General features: G+C 42.2%; 11 protein-coding genes. 10 read left to right on the forward strand and 1 reads right to left on the reverse strand.

The window, feature by feature from the left end:
- The first annotated feature begins 237 nt into the window (after positions 1-237).
- The 5 genes from uvrA (at position 238) to C1A09_RS05000 (ending at position 10167) form a co-directional block, all read left to right on the forward strand.
- A complete protein-coding gene (gene uvrA, locus C1A09_RS04980; protein WP_101542633.1) occupies positions 238-3069 on the forward strand; it encodes an excinuclease ABC subunit UvrA in 2832 nt (943 codons plus the stop codon).
- A 57-nt stretch (positions 3070-3126) separates the two neighbouring features.
- Positions 3127-3606 (forward strand): Cys-tRNA(Pro) deacylase, encoded by a 480-nt coding sequence (gene ybaK, locus C1A09_RS04985; RefSeq protein ID WP_101542634.1) that lies wholly within the window; start codon positions 3127-3129, stop codon positions 3604-3606.
- A 207-nt stretch (positions 3607-3813) separates the two neighbouring features.
- Positions 3814-6942 carry a SusC/RagA family TonB-linked outer membrane protein gene (locus C1A09_RS04990; RefSeq protein WP_101542635.1) on the forward strand — a complete coding sequence of 1043 codons (3129 nt, stop codon included), beginning with the start codon at positions 3814-3816 and terminating at the stop codon, positions 6940-6942.
- 46 nt (positions 6943-6988) lie between these two features.
- Positions 6989-8479 carry a RagB/SusD family nutrient uptake outer membrane protein gene (locus C1A09_RS04995; RefSeq protein WP_101542636.1) on the forward strand — a complete coding sequence of 497 codons (1491 nt, stop codon included), beginning with the start codon at positions 6989-6991 and terminating at the stop codon, positions 8477-8479.
- A 158-nt stretch (positions 8480-8637) separates the two neighbouring features.
- Entirely contained in the window at positions 8638-10167 is a 1530-nt protein-coding gene (locus C1A09_RS05000; protein WP_101542637.1) for a peptide MFS transporter, read from the forward strand.
- 76 nt (positions 10168-10243) lie between these two features.
- Here the strand turns inward: C1A09_RS05000 and C1A09_RS05005 are convergent, their stop codons facing one another.
- Positions 10244-10741, reverse strand: a complete 498-nt coding sequence (locus C1A09_RS05005; RefSeq protein ID WP_101542638.1) for a GNAT family N-acetyltransferase — start codon at positions 10739-10741, stop codon at positions 10244-10246.
- Between the two features lie 220 nt (positions 10742-10961).
- On the opposite strand from C1A09_RS05005, the gene C1A09_RS05010 reads away from it, so the two are divergent.
- The 5 genes from C1A09_RS05010 (at position 10962) to C1A09_RS05030 (ending at position 15853) form a co-directional block, all read left to right on the forward strand.
- Complete coding sequence (locus C1A09_RS05010; protein ID WP_101542639.1) at positions 10962-11288, forward strand: PadR family transcriptional regulator; 327 nt, start codon at positions 10962-10964, stop codon at positions 11286-11288.
- Positions 11289-11316: 28 nt separating this feature from the next.
- Positions 11317-12432 carry a PspC domain-containing protein gene (locus C1A09_RS05015; RefSeq protein ID WP_101542640.1) on the forward strand — a complete coding sequence of 372 codons (1116 nt, stop codon included), beginning with the start codon at positions 11317-11319 and terminating at the stop codon, positions 12430-12432.
- A 675-nt stretch (positions 12433-13107) separates the two neighbouring features.
- The gene (locus tag C1A09_RS05020) at positions 13108-13668 is read left to right on the forward strand and encodes a UpxY family transcription antiterminator (protein ID WP_101542641.1); all 561 of its coding nucleotides are present in this window, start codon (positions 13108-13110) and stop codon (positions 13666-13668) included.
- Positions 13669-13739: 71 nt separating this feature from the next.
- The gene (locus C1A09_RS05025; protein WP_101542642.1) at positions 13740-14216 is read left to right on the forward strand and encodes a UpxZ family transcription anti-terminator antagonist; all 477 of its coding nucleotides are present in this window, start codon (positions 13740-13742) and stop codon (positions 14214-14216) included.
- Between the two features lie 74 nt (positions 14217-14290).
- Positions 14291-15853, forward strand: coding sequence for a PD-(D/E)XK nuclease domain-containing ATP-binding protein (locus C1A09_RS05030; protein ID WP_101542643.1), 1563 nt, complete (start codon positions 14291-14293; stop codon positions 15851-15853).
- The last annotated feature ends 65 nt before the right edge of the window (positions 15854-15918 follow it).

The following is a 15918-nucleotide window of genomic DNA, read 5'->3' on the forward strand; positions in this document are numbered from 1 at the left end:
ATTGTCCCATTTTAACCAAAGGAATGCGTTAAGAAATAATATTGTGCATTTCAAAACTGAAAAATACTTTATTTCAGCTGATATTAGAAGGAAAAAAGTTACTTTTGCCCGATTATAAAAAGACAGTTTGGGTTGAATATTGAAATGATAGGTGATAATTTTCCGTTCCGTGTTTTTCTGTAGTGAAAGAAATTTTCCTTTATCATTTGACACATTTTAATGAACATAAATAGCAGTATGCAAGAAGAGACAGAATATATCAACGTATACGGTGCCCGTGTACACAATCTGAAAGATATTGATGCAGAGATACCCCGCAACAGCTTGACGGTCATCACCGGACTGAGTGGTAGCGGTAAGTCATCCTTGGCGTTCGATACAATTTTTGCTGAAGGTCAACGTCGCTATATTGAAACCTTTTCCGCTTATGCCCGTAATTTTCTGGGGAACCTGGAGCGTCCCGATGTAGATAAGATTACAGGACTGAGTCCGGTTATCTCCATCGAACAGAAAACGACGAACAAAAATCCCCGTTCTACGGTAGGTACTACGACGGAAGTGTACGACTACCTTCGTCTGTTATATGCCCGTGCGGGTGAAGCATACTCTTACCTTTCCGGTGAGAAAATGGTGAAGTACACAGAGGAGCAAATTATCGATCTTATCCTGAAAGATTATAAAGGTAAACGGATTTATATCCTTGCTCCGTTGGTTCGTAGCCGTAAGGGGCATTATAAAGAACTGTTCGAACAGATACGTAAAAAAGGATATTTAAATGTTCGTGTAGATGGTGAAGTGCGTGAAGCTTTACCGGGTATGAAGCTAGACCGTTATAAAAATCACGATGTAGAAGTGGTAATTGATAAATTAATAGTGACCGACAAAGACGATACCCGTCTGAAAAATAGTGTTACCACTGCTATGCGGCAAGGAGACGGTTTGTTGATGGTGCTCGATGTACAGGCGGATGTGGTGCGTCACTACAGTAAACGTCTGATGTGTCCTGTCACCGGATTATCTTATCGGGAACCGGCTCCTCATAATTTCTCTTTCAACTCTCCGCAGGGGGCGTGCCCCAAGTGTAAGGGATTGGGGGTAGTCAATCAGATAGATATAGATAAGGTGATACCTGACCGTAACCTTTCTATTGCCGAAGGTGCCATCATTCCTTTGGGAAAGTCTAAGAACAGCATGATATTCTGGCAGATAACCGCATTGCTGGAGAGATACGAAGCTACATTAAAAACTCCGGTGAAGGAGTTGCCGGACGATGCCATCGATGAAATCCTTTATGGTTCCGACGAACGTATCAAGATAAAGAGTACACTGATAGGTACTTCTTCCGACTATTTTGTGACTTTTGAGGGAGTGGTGAAGTACATCCAGATGTTACAGGAGAAAGATGCTTCTGCTACAGCTCAAAAATGGGCGGAACAGTTTGCCAAGACTACCGTTTGTCCGGAATGCCATGGTGCCAAACTGAATAAGGAAGCTTTGTCCTATCGCATCCATGACAAGAATATCTACCAACTTTCCAGTATGGATATCAACGAACTATATGACTGGTTGTTAAAGGTAGACCCTTATCTCAGCAATAAGCAGCAGCAGATTGCGGTGGAAATTCTGAAAGAAATCCGTACGCGTCTTAAATTCTTGTTGGATGTAGGATTGGACTATCTGTCTCTCGACCGTAGTGCCGTCAGTCTATCCGGTGGCGAGAGCCAGCGCATCCGTTTGGCTACACAGATCGGTTCGCAGCTGGTGAATGTACTGTATATTCTCGATGAACCGAGTATCGGTTTGCATCAACGGGACAATCAGCGCCTTATCCATTCATTGAAGGAACTGCGCGATATGGGTAATTCCGTCATTGTTGTAGAACATGACAAGGATATGATGCTTGCTGCCGATTACGTCATTGACATGGGGCCGAAGGCCGGACGTCTGGGAGGTGAAGTAGTCTTTGCGGGTACTCCCCAACAAATGTTGCAGACTCATACATTGACTTCTCAGTATCTGAACGGAGAGTGTAAGATTGAAGTACCTGCCAGGCGTCGTGAGGGTAACGGGCATAGTCTTTGGCTGCGTGGTGCAAAAGGGAATAACCTGAAGAATGTAGACGTTGAATTTCCGCTTGGTAAGTTGATTTGTGTTACAGGAGTATCGGGTAGTGGTAAATCTACGTTAATAAATGAAACACTTCAACCTATTTTGTCCCAAAAGTTCTACCGTTCGCTCCAAGATCCGTTGGAATACGACTGTATTGAAGGAATAGAATATATAGATAAAGTGGTAAATGTAGACCAATCTCCTTTAGGACGTACACCACGTTCCAATCCTGCCACTTATACGGGAGTGTTTTCCGATATCCGTAATCTGTTTGTCGGTTTGCCCGAGGCCAAGATACGTGGTTACAAACCCGGTCGTTTCTCTTTCAACGTTACCGGTGGACGTTGTGAAGCTTGTCAGGGTAATGGTTACAAGACTATTGAAATGAATTTCTTGCCGGATGTATATGTCCCGTGTGAAGTCTGTCATGGTAAGCGTTATAATCGTGAAACCTTGGAAGTTCGTTTCAAAGGAAAATCCATTGCCGATGTGCTGGACATGACGATCAATCGTGCGGTAGAGTTCTTCGAGAATATTCCTCAGATTTTGAATAAAATCAAAGTTATTCAGGAAGTTGGTTTAGGATACATCAAGTTGGGACAATCTTCCACAACTCTTTCCGGCGGCGAGAGCCAGCGCGTGAAACTGGCTACCGAACTTTCTAAGCGAGATACAGGTAAAACTCTATATATCCTTGACGAACCGACGACAGGACTCCATTTTGAAGACATTCGTGTTTTGATGAATGTATTGAATAAGTTAGTTGATAAAGGAAATACAGTTATCATTATCGAACATAATCTCGATGTCATTAAAATGGCCGATTATATCATTGATATGGGGCCGGAAGGTGGTAAGGGTGGGGGAGAACTCCTTTCATTCGGAACACCCGAGGAAGTGGCAAAAAGCACGAAGGGGTATACGCCGAAATTCCTGAGAGAAGAATTAAATCTAAAATAATAATCTCTGTGCCCTCTGTATCTTCTGTGGTGAAATAAATTGATAATTCGTAACTTCATGAAAATTAATAAAACCAATGCAGCTCGTCTGCTTGATAAAGCCAGGATTTCTTACGACCTTATCCCTTATGAGGTCGACGAAAACGATTTGAGTGCCATACATGTTGCCGCCAGTCTGGGTGAAAATATCGAGCAAGTATTTAAGACTCTGATACTTCACGGAGATAAGAATGGTTATTTTGTTTGTGTTATTCCCGGTGAACATGAGGTTGATTTGAAACTGGCTGCCAAAGTTTCCGGTAACAAAAAATGCGACCTTATCCCAATGAAAGAACTTCTTCCGCTTACCGGTTATATTCGTGGCGGTTGTTCTCCCATAGGTATGAAGAAAGCTTTTCCTACCTATATCCATGACACCTGTCTGCAATTTCCTTATATATATATCAGTGCCGGGCAACGGGGACTTCAACTTAAACTTGATCCAAAAGATCTTATAAAGGAGGTTCGCGCTGAAGTATGTACTCTTTTCAATGAATGAAGCGGGAGATGTAAACATGATCCTTACGAAGTTAAACATCAACTTTATGGCTATAAACATGATGTTTAGGATTGTAAATATGACCTTTAGCGGATGTAAATGTAAGTTCTAAAGTAATTGAACTTTTCTTTTGTGGTGAAAATTGTTCTTTTTCAATGAACCAAAGTCGTCTCTTAATAGTTAACTAACCTAACTAATTTTTAAGAGATGAATATGAAACTACGTCTATTTTTAGCATCGTTCGTCCTGCTTTGTACAGCCGTTCTCCATGCGGCAACGGCGAACGATATACAGGTCACAGGTACCGTTGTGTCAGAAGGAGACCCCTTACCGGGAGTATCGGTATTGATAAAAGGAACGCATAATGGTACGGTGACCGATATTGATGGTCATTATTCCATTAAAGCCCCTTCAGACGGCATATTGGTATTTAGCTTTATAGGCCTTAAAAGCCAGGAACAGAAAATCAATGGCCGTACGGTAATTAACGTGGATTTGCAGACTGATAGTGAAGTACTGGATGAAGTAATGGTAGTAGCTTATGCCACCGCCAAGAAATACAGCTTTACCGGAGCGGCTTCTACTGTGAAAGGGGATGAGATAGCCCGCATGCAGACTTCAAATGTGTCGCGTGCCCTTGAGGGCACTGTTCCCGGACTTCAAGCAAGTGCCGCCAGCGGGCAACCGGGTACCGATGCCGAAATTCGTATTCGTGGTATCGGTTCTATCAATGCATCCAGCGCACCGCTTTATGTGGTGGATGGTTTACCTTTTGATGGCAGCATCAACTCTATCAATCCGGAAGATATTGCTTCTATTACGGTACTGAAAGATGCTGCATCAGCCGCACTTTACGGCTCTCGTGGTGCCAATGGCGTGATCATCATCACTACTAAACAGGGGCAGACTGACTCTAAAACTACAGTCAGTGTAAAAGCCAGTTTCGGGGGATCCAACCGTGCCGTACGCGATTATGACCGAATCGGTACCAATCAATATTTTGAACTCTATTGGGAAGCTTTACGGAACCAATATGCCTTGAATACGGATAAGTATACTCCCCAAACCGCCGCCATTCAGGCTTCCAAAGACCTTGTAGGCAAATTGATGGGAGGAGGTCCTAACCCCTATGGCCCCAACTATTCCCAACCGGTAGGCACGGACGGGAAATTGGTTGCAGGAGCTGTTCCCCTCTGGAATGTAGATTGGCAGGATGCCATGGAGCAACAGGCTTTGCGTACGGAGTTAGGGCTGAACGTATCGGGAGGAGGAAAAACAAATCAGTATTTCTTCTCGGCAGGCTATTTGAATGATAAAGGTATTGCCCTTGAGTCCGGTTACCAACGTTTCAACCTGCGTTCCAATATCACCAGTCAGATAAATAAATGGCTGCGTGGCAGTGTCAATATGAGTTTTGCTCATTCTATGCAAAATTATCCTGTATCCTCGGATACGAAAACGAGCAATGTCATCAACGCCGGACGACTGATGGCTGACTTTTATCCTATCTATGAAATGAACTCCGACGGTACGTACAAATATGATTCCGAAGGAAACCGTATTTACGATTTCGGATCTTATCGTCCGTCCGGTTCTATGGCGAACTGGAACTTACCCGCCACGTTGCCGAATGACAAAGCGGAACGTATGAAGGATGAGTTTTCGGGACGGACATACCTCGAAGCAACTATTATCGAAGGATTGAAATTCAAAACCAGCTTCAACTTCGATTTAGTCAATTATAACGCACTTGATTATACCAATCCCAAAATCGGTCCTGCAGTAAATACCGGAGGCGGTGCGAGCCGTGAATATACGCGTACTTTCTCGTGGACATGGAACAATATTGTGACGTATGATAAAACCATTGGTAAGCATCACTTCAATATCCTTGCCGGAGAAGAAGCCTATTCATATCGTTATGATGTACTTCAGGCCGCACGTTCAAATATGGCTGTGCCCGATATGCCTGAGTTGGCTGTCGGTTCACTGGTGACCGCCGGTTCCGGATACCGTATCGATTATTCCTTGTTGGGATATCTCCTGAGTACACAGTACGATTATCAGGGAAGGTACTTCTTTTCGGCCTCTTATCGTCGTGACGGTTCTTCCCGTTTTGCTCCTTCCACCCGCTGGGGTAACTTTTGGTCGGTAGGTGCGTCTTGGCGTATCGACCGTGAAGAGTTTATGCTTTCCACCGCCGATTGGCTTTCGGCCTTGACGTTGAAGGCGAGTTATGGCGCACAGGGTAACGACAATCTGGGTACATATTATGCCAGTAGCGGACTCTATTCCATCGTTTCCCAAGCCGGTGAGAACGCTTTGGTATCCGATCGTCTGGCTACACCGGGATTGAAATGGGAAACTAACCTGAACTTTAATGTCGGAATTGATTTCTCATTGTTCAATAACCGTTTCTCCGGTTCATTCGATTTCTTCCAGCGTCGTTCCAAAGACCTGCTCTATTCCCGTCCGCTTGCCACTTCGTTGGGCTATACTTCGGTAGACGAGAATATCGGTGCATTGAAGAATACCGGATTTGAAATAGACTTGAAAGGTACACTCATCCATACGCGTGACTTCGCATGGCGTCTGGGCGTGAACCTGACTCATTATAAGAACGTAGTAACCGATCTTCCGTTGAAAGATATGCCGATTACGGGAGTCACCCGTTTGAAGGTAGGCCGTTCGGTCTATGATTTCTATCTGCGTGAGTGGGCCGGGGTAAATCCGGAAAATGGTGACCCGTTGTGGTATAAAGATGTAAAGGATACGCAGAACAATGTTATCGGCCGTACCACTACCAATGACTATGCCAAAGCCGATTACTATTATGTCAATAAATCTTCCTTACCGAAAGTGTATGGAGGTTTCAATACCGCTTTCACTTACAAAGGATTTGAGTTGTCCGCAATCTTTGCTTATAGTATCGGTGGATACATTGTAGACCGTGACGTCACGATGCTGTGGAGCAATGGAAGCAGTACGGGACGTGCTTGGTCTACGGAAATGCTGAAACGTTGGACGCCGGAAAATCGTTATACGGATGTCCCGGCACTGAAGACCGTTTCTAATAACTGGAATGCAAATTCCACCCGTAACCTGTTCAATAATTCGTACTTGAGGATGAAGAATATCACCTTATCCTATAATTTCCCGCAACCTATGATAAAGAAAATCAGTTTGAGTAGCTTGCAACTGTTTGTCAAGGCAGACAACCTGCTCACGATTTCCGGTAATCAAGGACTTGATCCAGAACAGGGAATTACAGGATTGACTTATTACCGTTATCCTGCCATGCGATCTATTTCGGGAGGGGTTAATGTCTCATTCTGATAATCTCCATCCCATATATCAAACTTATTTTAAATTTCTACTCATTATGAAAACTTCAATTAAAAATATAGTAATTTGGGTTACCGGACTGTTCGTCATTTCTTCTTGTAGTGGCGATTTTCTCGACCATAAGCCTACCGATGCGGTAGATGCCGGACTCGTCCCCATACCCTCCAATGCCGGGCGTATCTTCAACGGTGCTTGGTATAATTTATTTGAATATAGCAGTACGTATGCCAATATCGGCTATCGTGCCTTGATGTTACAAGACGATATGATGGCGAACGATGTTGTTTCTCGTCCCATGTACGGTTTCAATTCTTCTTATCAGTTCGATGATGTGGCAATACCTTCCAACAATCGAACCGCTTTTGCCTGGTATCTGATGTATAAAACCATCGACAACTGCAACACGGTTATTTCCATTCAGGCCACTGGTGATGATGATACCTCTGATTTTCGTCATGCTCAAGGACAGGCGTATGCTTTGCGTGCATTCTGCTATTTACATTTAGCGCAGCATTACCAATTTACTTATTTGAAGGACAAGACGGCGCCTGCCGTACCTCTCTATACCGAACCGACCGGTCCGGGTACGCAACCCAAGGGAAAAGCCACTCTTGAAGAACTTTATACTCAGATATTCAAAGATCTGAAACAGGCACAGACCTTGCTCGATGGTTATGTGCGCTCTGATGACAATTCAAAATTCAAGCCGAACACAGCTGTCGTCAACGGTTTGCTTGCCCGTGCCTATCTGCTCACCGGCCAGTGGGAAGATGCTGCCAAATCTGCTCTTGCCGCAGCCAATGGATATACCTTGATGACAGATGCCAAAACCTATATGGGTTTTAACGATATTTCCAATTCCGAGTGGATATGGGGACAACCGCAGTCCGTCAGCCAGTCCGACGCCAGTTATAATTTCTATTATATTGATGTGGTGACTCCCGATGCTTACAACAGTTTTATGGCCGACCCGCACTTCATGGATCAGTTCGAAGCGAATGATATCCGTCGGGAACTCTTTCAGTGGATGCGCGAGGGTTATCTGGGATATCGCAAATTCCGTATCCGTTCCGATCAGACGGGAGATATTGTCGTGATGCGTTCTGCTGAAATGTATCTCATTGCTGCGGAAGGATTGGCCCGTAAGGGGGTACTGGAAGAAGCCGTGAAACCCCTTAATACTTTGCGCAATGCCCGTGGACTTGCTGATTATAATTTGACAGGGAAAACACAGGAGCAGATGGTTGCCGATATCTTGATGGAACGTCGCCGTGAACTTTGGGGAGAAGGTTTCGGTATAACCGATATTCTCCGCACACAGCAGTCCGTAGTGCGTGAACCGCTGACAGAGGAAGAAGCTACCAAGGAATATGAATGTTGGCAACAGGACGGTAGTTATAAAAAGTATAATCCGGAGGGACATTGGTTCACTTCATTTCCCGACGGCACTCCTTTTACGCCGAATAGTACCTACTACTTATATGCCATACCGGAGAAGGAGACGAATGCGAATACCAATTTAAAATGAATTTAAAAAGAGATCGACAGTACATCACGCCTTCAAAGTAAATAGAATTGAGTAAATATATACTTCATTGTCTATTGGTGCAATCAATCAAAAAGTCTATATTTGCACAAATATTAAGAAATTAATCTATTTACTAATATCTAATATCAAAAAAAATTATGTTTGAAGGACAACCTAAAGGGCTTTATGCCTTGGCGCTTGCCAACACAGGAGAGCGTTTCGGTTATTACACAATGTTGGCAGTGTTTGTGCTGTTTCTCAAAGCTAATTTCGGTCTGTCGCCGGATGTAGCTGGACAGATTTATGGTGGATTTCTTGCTATGGTTTATTTCTTGCCGTTCATTGGTGGTATTCTTGCCGACAAATTCGGTTATGGCAAGATGGTTACTATCGGCATCATTGCCATGTTTGCGGGTTATGTGTTGCTTGCTGTTCCGGCAGGTACGGGTACAGTGGGCATGGTGTGCATGATAGGTGCATTGCTGGTCATTAGTACGGGTACGGGACTTTTCAAGGGAAATCTGCAAGTGATGGTAGGTAATCTATATGATTCGCCGGAATATGCTTCAAGACGCGATTCCGCTTTCAGTATTTTCTATATGGCCATCAATATTGGTGCCCTGTTTGCCCCATCATGTGCGGTAGGTATCATGAACTATGCGCAGAAAAGTCTGGGGATAAGTGTCAACGACTCTTATCACTTTGCTTTCGGCGTGGCATGCGTTTCGCTTATTGTTTCCATGATTATTTATTATACTTTCCGTAGCACTTTCAAACATGTGGAAGGTAGTACGAAACAAATAACTGCAGGTACAGGTAAAGGTGCGGTTACCGAAGAACTTTCTCCTGCTGAGACTAAAGACCGTATTGTGGCTCTTTGTCTGGTATTTGCTGTGGTTATTTTCTTCTGGATGGCTTTCCATCAAAACGGACTGACACTTACTTTCTTTGCTGATGAGTTTACTGCCAAAAGTTCTACGGGAGTGGAAAGTATGATGTTTACGGTATGGAATTTGGTAGCAATCATCTTTATTGTTTACGCTCTGTTCTCCTTGTTCCAAAGTAAATCCGGACGTGCGAAGATGATTTCGGGTATGGTTATTTTAGTAGCTGTGGCATTCCTGATATATAGATATACGATGCTTCCGGAGTCCACAGTAGTTGATGCTCCTATCTTCCAGCAGTTCAACCCATTCTATGTAGTAGCTCTGACACCTGTTTCTATGGGTATTTTCGGTTGGTTGGCTTCAAGAGGTAAGGAACCGAGTGCTCCGCGTAAGATTGGCTTAGGTATGTTGGTGGCAGCATGTGGTTACATTTTGATGATTATTGCTTCTATAGGATTGCTTTCACCCGATCAGCAAAAAGTAGCTGTTGAAGCCGGTACTGCTTCGTTTGTGTCACCTAACTGGTTGGTATCTACTTATCTTGTACTTACTTTCGGTGAGCTTCTTCTTTCGCCTATGGGTATTTCTTTTGTGTCCAAGGTGGCACCTCCCAAATATAAAGGTATGATGATGGGTGGTTGGTTTGTGGCAACTGCCATTGGTAACTATCTGACTTCCGTGGCTTCCAATTTGTGGGGTAACCTCCCACTCTATGTGGTATGGGGAGTCTTGGTAGCTCTTTGCCTGTTGTCCGCCCTGTTCATTTTCTCTGTAATGAAGCGTTTGGAGAGAGTGGCATAAATTTTCTTTGCCGGTAAAAATAAAAAGGCTGTGCGAATTAAATATTGGATATTCGCGCAGCCTTTCATCTTTTATTTCAAATTTCCTTCCCCATTATATAATCATTCATATAATATCCGTTTCCTATCGGAAAATCTCCTTCTCTCAATTTTCTCATTCCCATATGTTCATAAAAGTGTAGTGCTTTGTTGTTACGGTTCACGTTTAGTTCCAGCAAACACGGTTCCGGGTGTATCTCCTTGATGTACTTAACGGCTTCGCGGAACAGAAAACTACCGCAATGTGCACCCTGAAAATAGGGGAGTACGTATATCTTCTGTAAATGGAACAAATCTTCGCCTTGTGGTTGTACGGATACATACCCTGCCGCTTCGCATTCCTCGTAAGCAATTAGATAGACATGTCCTTCTTCTTCCATTTGTTTACGGATGTTTTCTAAAGAGTACATCCATTCCATCATATATTCGGTTTGTTCTTTAGTTAGTATTTCCTTATATGTCTCAGGAAATATCTGCCAGGCAAGTTTATGAATTAACTCACAATCGGCAGTCGTTGCTTTTCTAATGGTAAACATATTGTTGTATTTATAGTATTTGGGAACAAAGATACACTATAATGCTGTTATTTGTAACTCTAATAGTTAAATAATGAAAATATAAGGTACTTTGTAATACATAGTACCAAAGTAATACATATATTTGTGCCATACAAAGAAGTTGATAAGACAATATGAGATTTATAAGAGAGGAAAGACAATGGTCGTGTAATTAATAATCGGTAATTTATAATTTAGAATGGACGTTAATAATGTAAAGTCACAAATGCGCAAAGGCATGCTTGAATATTGCATCATGCTATTGCTTCACAAGGAACCGGCGTATGCTTCGGATATTATCCAAAAGTTGAAGGAAGCCCGTTTGATTGTGGTAGAGGGAACACTTTACCCGTTACTCACCCGTTTGAAGAATGATGACTTGTTGAGTTACGAATGGATCGAGTCTACACAGGGACCTCCACGCAAATACTATAAGCTCACAGAGAAAGGAGAGGTTTTTCTTGGAGAGTTAGAAATATCCTGGCGAGAGCTGAGTGATACCGTGAATCATCTTAGCAACTCATAATTAGTAATTCATAATAAAAAATATAGCAATGAAAAAGACTTTAACTGTAAATTTAGGCGGAACGGTTTTCCATATTGATGAAGACGCTTATCGCCTTTTGGATAATTACCTAAGCAATCTGAAGATACATTTCAGTAAGGACGTTGGCGCTGATGAGATTGTTGATGATATCGAACGCCGTATCTCCGAACTGTTTGCCGAGAAATTGACGGCAGGCTTGCAAGTTATTACGATTACAGATGTAGAGGAGGTGATTACCCGCATGGGAAAACCCGAAGATATAGAGACTGGAGATGCAGATACCTCTTCTCATGACGGTACGAATACAAGTAGTGGCTACGGTTCCGGTTCATGGAATGCCGGTTCTGCCAATCAGGCAACCGCTTCTGTTCGCCGTCGCCTTTTTCGTAATCCGGATGACAAGATGCTGGGCGGTGTAGTCAGTGGTTTGGCCTCCTATCTGGGTTGGGACGTAACTTTACTTCGCTTTTTACTGCTAATCGTTCTTATTTGTGGTTACGGTACACTGATACCGGTATATATCATATGTTGGCTGGTAATTCCCGAAGCACGTACGGCTGCCGAGAAATTGAGTATGCGTGGTGAGGCTGTCACGGTAGAGAATATTGGCAAAACGGTGACCGATGGTTTTGAAAAAGTGAGCCATGGTGTAAACGATTTCATGAAATCTGACAAACCTCGTACTTTGTTACAGAAAGCAGGTGATACGTTAGTGATGGTTGTCGGTCTGTTCCTGAAAGTATGTTTGGTAATATTTGCTATTATTTGCAGTCCGGTACTATTTGTTTTTGGAATTGTATTTGTGGCTTTACTCCTTGCTGCTATTGCGGTGGCAATCGGAGGGGGAGCGGCACTTCTTTCACTCTTCCCGATGGCGGATATTATACTTCCCGCTTCTCCGATGTCTGCCATTATGATGTACATCACTGGTATCCTGTTAGTTGGCATCCCATTGATCAGCCTTGTATGGGCAATCTTTAGCCAATTGTTCAAATGGCAACCCATGAATTCTGGTCTGAAATGGACTTTACTTATTCTTTGGATTGTCAGCGCTGCCGTGTTTGGCATCTGTTTCGCTATACAGGGCGCTGTATTCCCGATACTCAGTGTCGTTCATATTTAAATGAATATATGGGTAATATGAATATATAAGGAACTGGCTTGCATATATAATTGTGTGTTATAATTGAAAAGAGGATATTAACCGTAATCGGTAATATCCTTTTTTTTATGTAGGTATAAATATCATTTTATAGGAAAATATTACACCCGAATTTCTATTCGTATCCGCATTTTGTATGCGACTGAAGGTGTTTTTTAAACGTTCGTTTAAAAAACATTTTCCGAAGACTATTTATATATCACACTATTTCCTATAAAAGGAGAGATTAAATCTTATATCCAATAAATATTACAACATCTTGATAATTAGTAAAATAAAGGAGAACTAGACAAGGAGAAAGAATTTATCTATAGAAATATTTTGTAATTTCATTTCTTGCTCTTACCTTTGCGTACATTAAACGAACGATTAAAAAACGTTTTATCACTTTAATCGCTTTGTTTATAGCTCTTTAGGAGTGTAATATTAAACATAGCTATTTTTTGACTTCTTTTTCCGTGATGGTAAGTGGTCTTAAAATAAGATGAATGCAGACTAAACTATTGAGAATAATTGCATTACATAACCTGACCGGGAGGTATATCATTACTCCGGTGTCCCTAAAGAACACTCTTTCCAAAACGATAATATAAAAATAGTATTGATAATAATCGCTTGATTATCAATTACCTGTTTATGAGCCTCCAATCAAATAAAGATTTTTTGCAACACAATCATTGGTATGCCGTTCGTGTCTCTTATAGTCGTGAACTGTTCTTGAAGGCTATTCTGGACAAGGAAAAAATAGAAAACTTCATTCCGATGAGATATGGATATATCGTAAAAAACGGTAAACGCATGCGTAGGTTGCTTCCGGCCATTCACAACCTTGTCTTTATCCATTCCACCCGTAAACGTATAGATGCTCTGAAGGATACCCTAGAAGGCTCTATGCCCATACGTTTCATTATGGATCGTGAATACAGCCGCCCGGTCATTATTCCCGATGAGCAGATGCGTAGCTTCATACTTGTTGCCGGCACTTACGATGAAGCTATTCTCTATGTCGAGTCCGCCGAGCTACATCTTGTAAAAGGTCAGAAAGTTCGTATTACAGCCGGAGTTTTTGAGGGCGTTATCGGTGAATTTGTACGTATCCGTCACGACCGTCGCGTGGTAGTGAATATTGAAGGAGTAATGGCAATAGCCACTACCTACATCCATCCTTCCCTTGTAGAACCTATTGTAGAATTGTAGGAAAGGCAACATGAGATCTTAAAGATACCCCTGTATCCTCTGTGGTGAAATCAATAAATCATATCAGTTATATGAACTCAGAAATAGCAACTTTGTACTCTTCTGCCCATCGTCTGTTGACCTTGGGCATAGATGGTACTCCAATTTATGCTGATGACTTTGCTCGTTTGAATCGTGATGTTTACGAGCAAGCTCTGCAACTCTACAACACTTCCGGTGACATTCCCGAGTCCGAAGCCGAACTTTGTCTCGGTCTCTTAATCGCCTTTTCCGCCACCATTTACGACAACGGTCATAAGCAGCAATACATCCAGCGCCTTCTGGATCGTAGTTATGAAGTCCTCCCTAAACTTTCTTCCTCCCCGCTCAAAGCCCGTCTTTTATCCTACTGCTACAGTGAGGTCTACGATGAGAGCTTGGCACAGACTGCCCATACCATCATTAACACTTGGGATAAGACATATCTGACACAGGAGCAAATGGAGATTATTGAAGAACTGAAAAATTTTGAGGAAAATCAGTATCCGTGGGAGGAAGTGGAAGAATAGAAAAAAAGATAAATAGGATTTCCCTTTGAAGAAAAAGCGTATATTTGCATATAGCTTCTAAAAAAGGAGATAAAATGGAACAGATGCGTAAATTACCAGTTGGTATACAGACTTTTGAGGAAATACGTAAGGAGCATTATCTTTATGTAGACAAGACTGCTATGGTTTATCAAATAGCAAATATTGGTAAACCTTATTTTTTAAGTCGTCCCCGCCGTTTCGGCAAGAGTCTGCTTCTTTCAACCTTTGAAGCATACTTTCAAGGGCGTAAAGACTTGTTCCAAGGGCTTGCGATAGAAGAACTGGAAACTAAATGGGAAAGATATCCTGTATTGCATCTTGATTTGAATGCCCGCAACTATGAGACTGCCGCTGATTTGATAGCCATGCTCAATCAATATTTGGAGAAATGGGAGTTGAAATTCGGTACCGAAAAGCAGGATCGCAGTCCTGAGGAGCGCTTTGCCTATATAATAGAACAAGCATATATCCAGACGGGCAAACAAATTGTAGTATTGATTGACGAATATGATAAACCTTTACTTCAGGCATTGCTGGATGAAGATTTGTTGAATGAATACCGTCGTATTCTGAAAGCTTTTTATGGCGTATTGAAGAGCGCAGACCGTTATTTACGTTTCGTTTTTCTGACCGGAGTAACTAAATTTGCCCAAGTCAGCATATTCAGCGATTTGAACCAATTGAATGATATCAGTATGGACAGGGCATATAAAGCCTTGTGCGGTATTACAAAAGAAGAGATGGTTCGTACTTTTGTTCCGGAGATACAACATTTAGGTGAAAGTGAAGGACTGACATTTGAAGAAACCGTTTATCGCCTGGAGAAACAGTATGACGGTTATCATTTTTGTGAAGATACAACAGTCGGACTTTTTAACCCATTCAGTCTTTTAAATGTTTTTCAAAAACTGAAGTTCGGCAATTTTTGGTTTCAAACAGGTACGCCTACCTATCTGGTTGATTTACTTAAGCAGAGTGATTATGATCTTCGTTTATTAGTAGATGGAGTAGAAGTAACTGCTTCTGCATTTTCGGAATATCGTATAGAGGTAAATAACCCTCTTCCCATGATTTATCAAAGCGGCTATCTGACTATCAAGTACTATGACCGTGAAGTGGATCTTTATACATTGAAATTTCCCAATGATGAAGTACGCTACGGCTTCCTTAATTTCTTGGTGCCATATTATACCAAAGTGACTGATGACGAAACCGGTTTCCTCATAGCTAAATTTATGCGTGAACTTCGTTCCGGTGATGTAGACGCCTTCATGGAGCGCTTGAAAGTCTTCTTTGCCGGTATGCCATACGATTTGAGTGACAATACCGAACGTCATTATCAAGCTGTTTTTTATATAGTTTTCACTTTAATGGGACAATTTGTAGAAACAGAAGTCCGCAGTGCGCGTGGTCGTGCCGATGCAATCGTGAAAACTCAGAATGCCATTTATGCCTTTGAATTTAAACTGAACGGTACAGCCGAAGAAGCCTTGAAACAAATCGATGAGAAGGGTTATCTGATTCCTTATACGCTGGAGGGAAAACGTCTTATAAAAGTGGGAGTGAACTTCAGTAAAGAAACGAGGAACCTGGATAAGTATATAGTGGAAGAATAAAAATACTGCTGAGATAACCTTTGAATAAACATAAAATCACGTTATTTTGAATTCAGCCTATCGAT

This window comes from Bacteroides cutis, assembly GCF_900241005.1.
Classification (GTDB): domain Bacteria; phylum Bacteroidota; class Bacteroidia; order Bacteroidales; family Bacteroidaceae; genus Bacteroides; species Bacteroides cutis.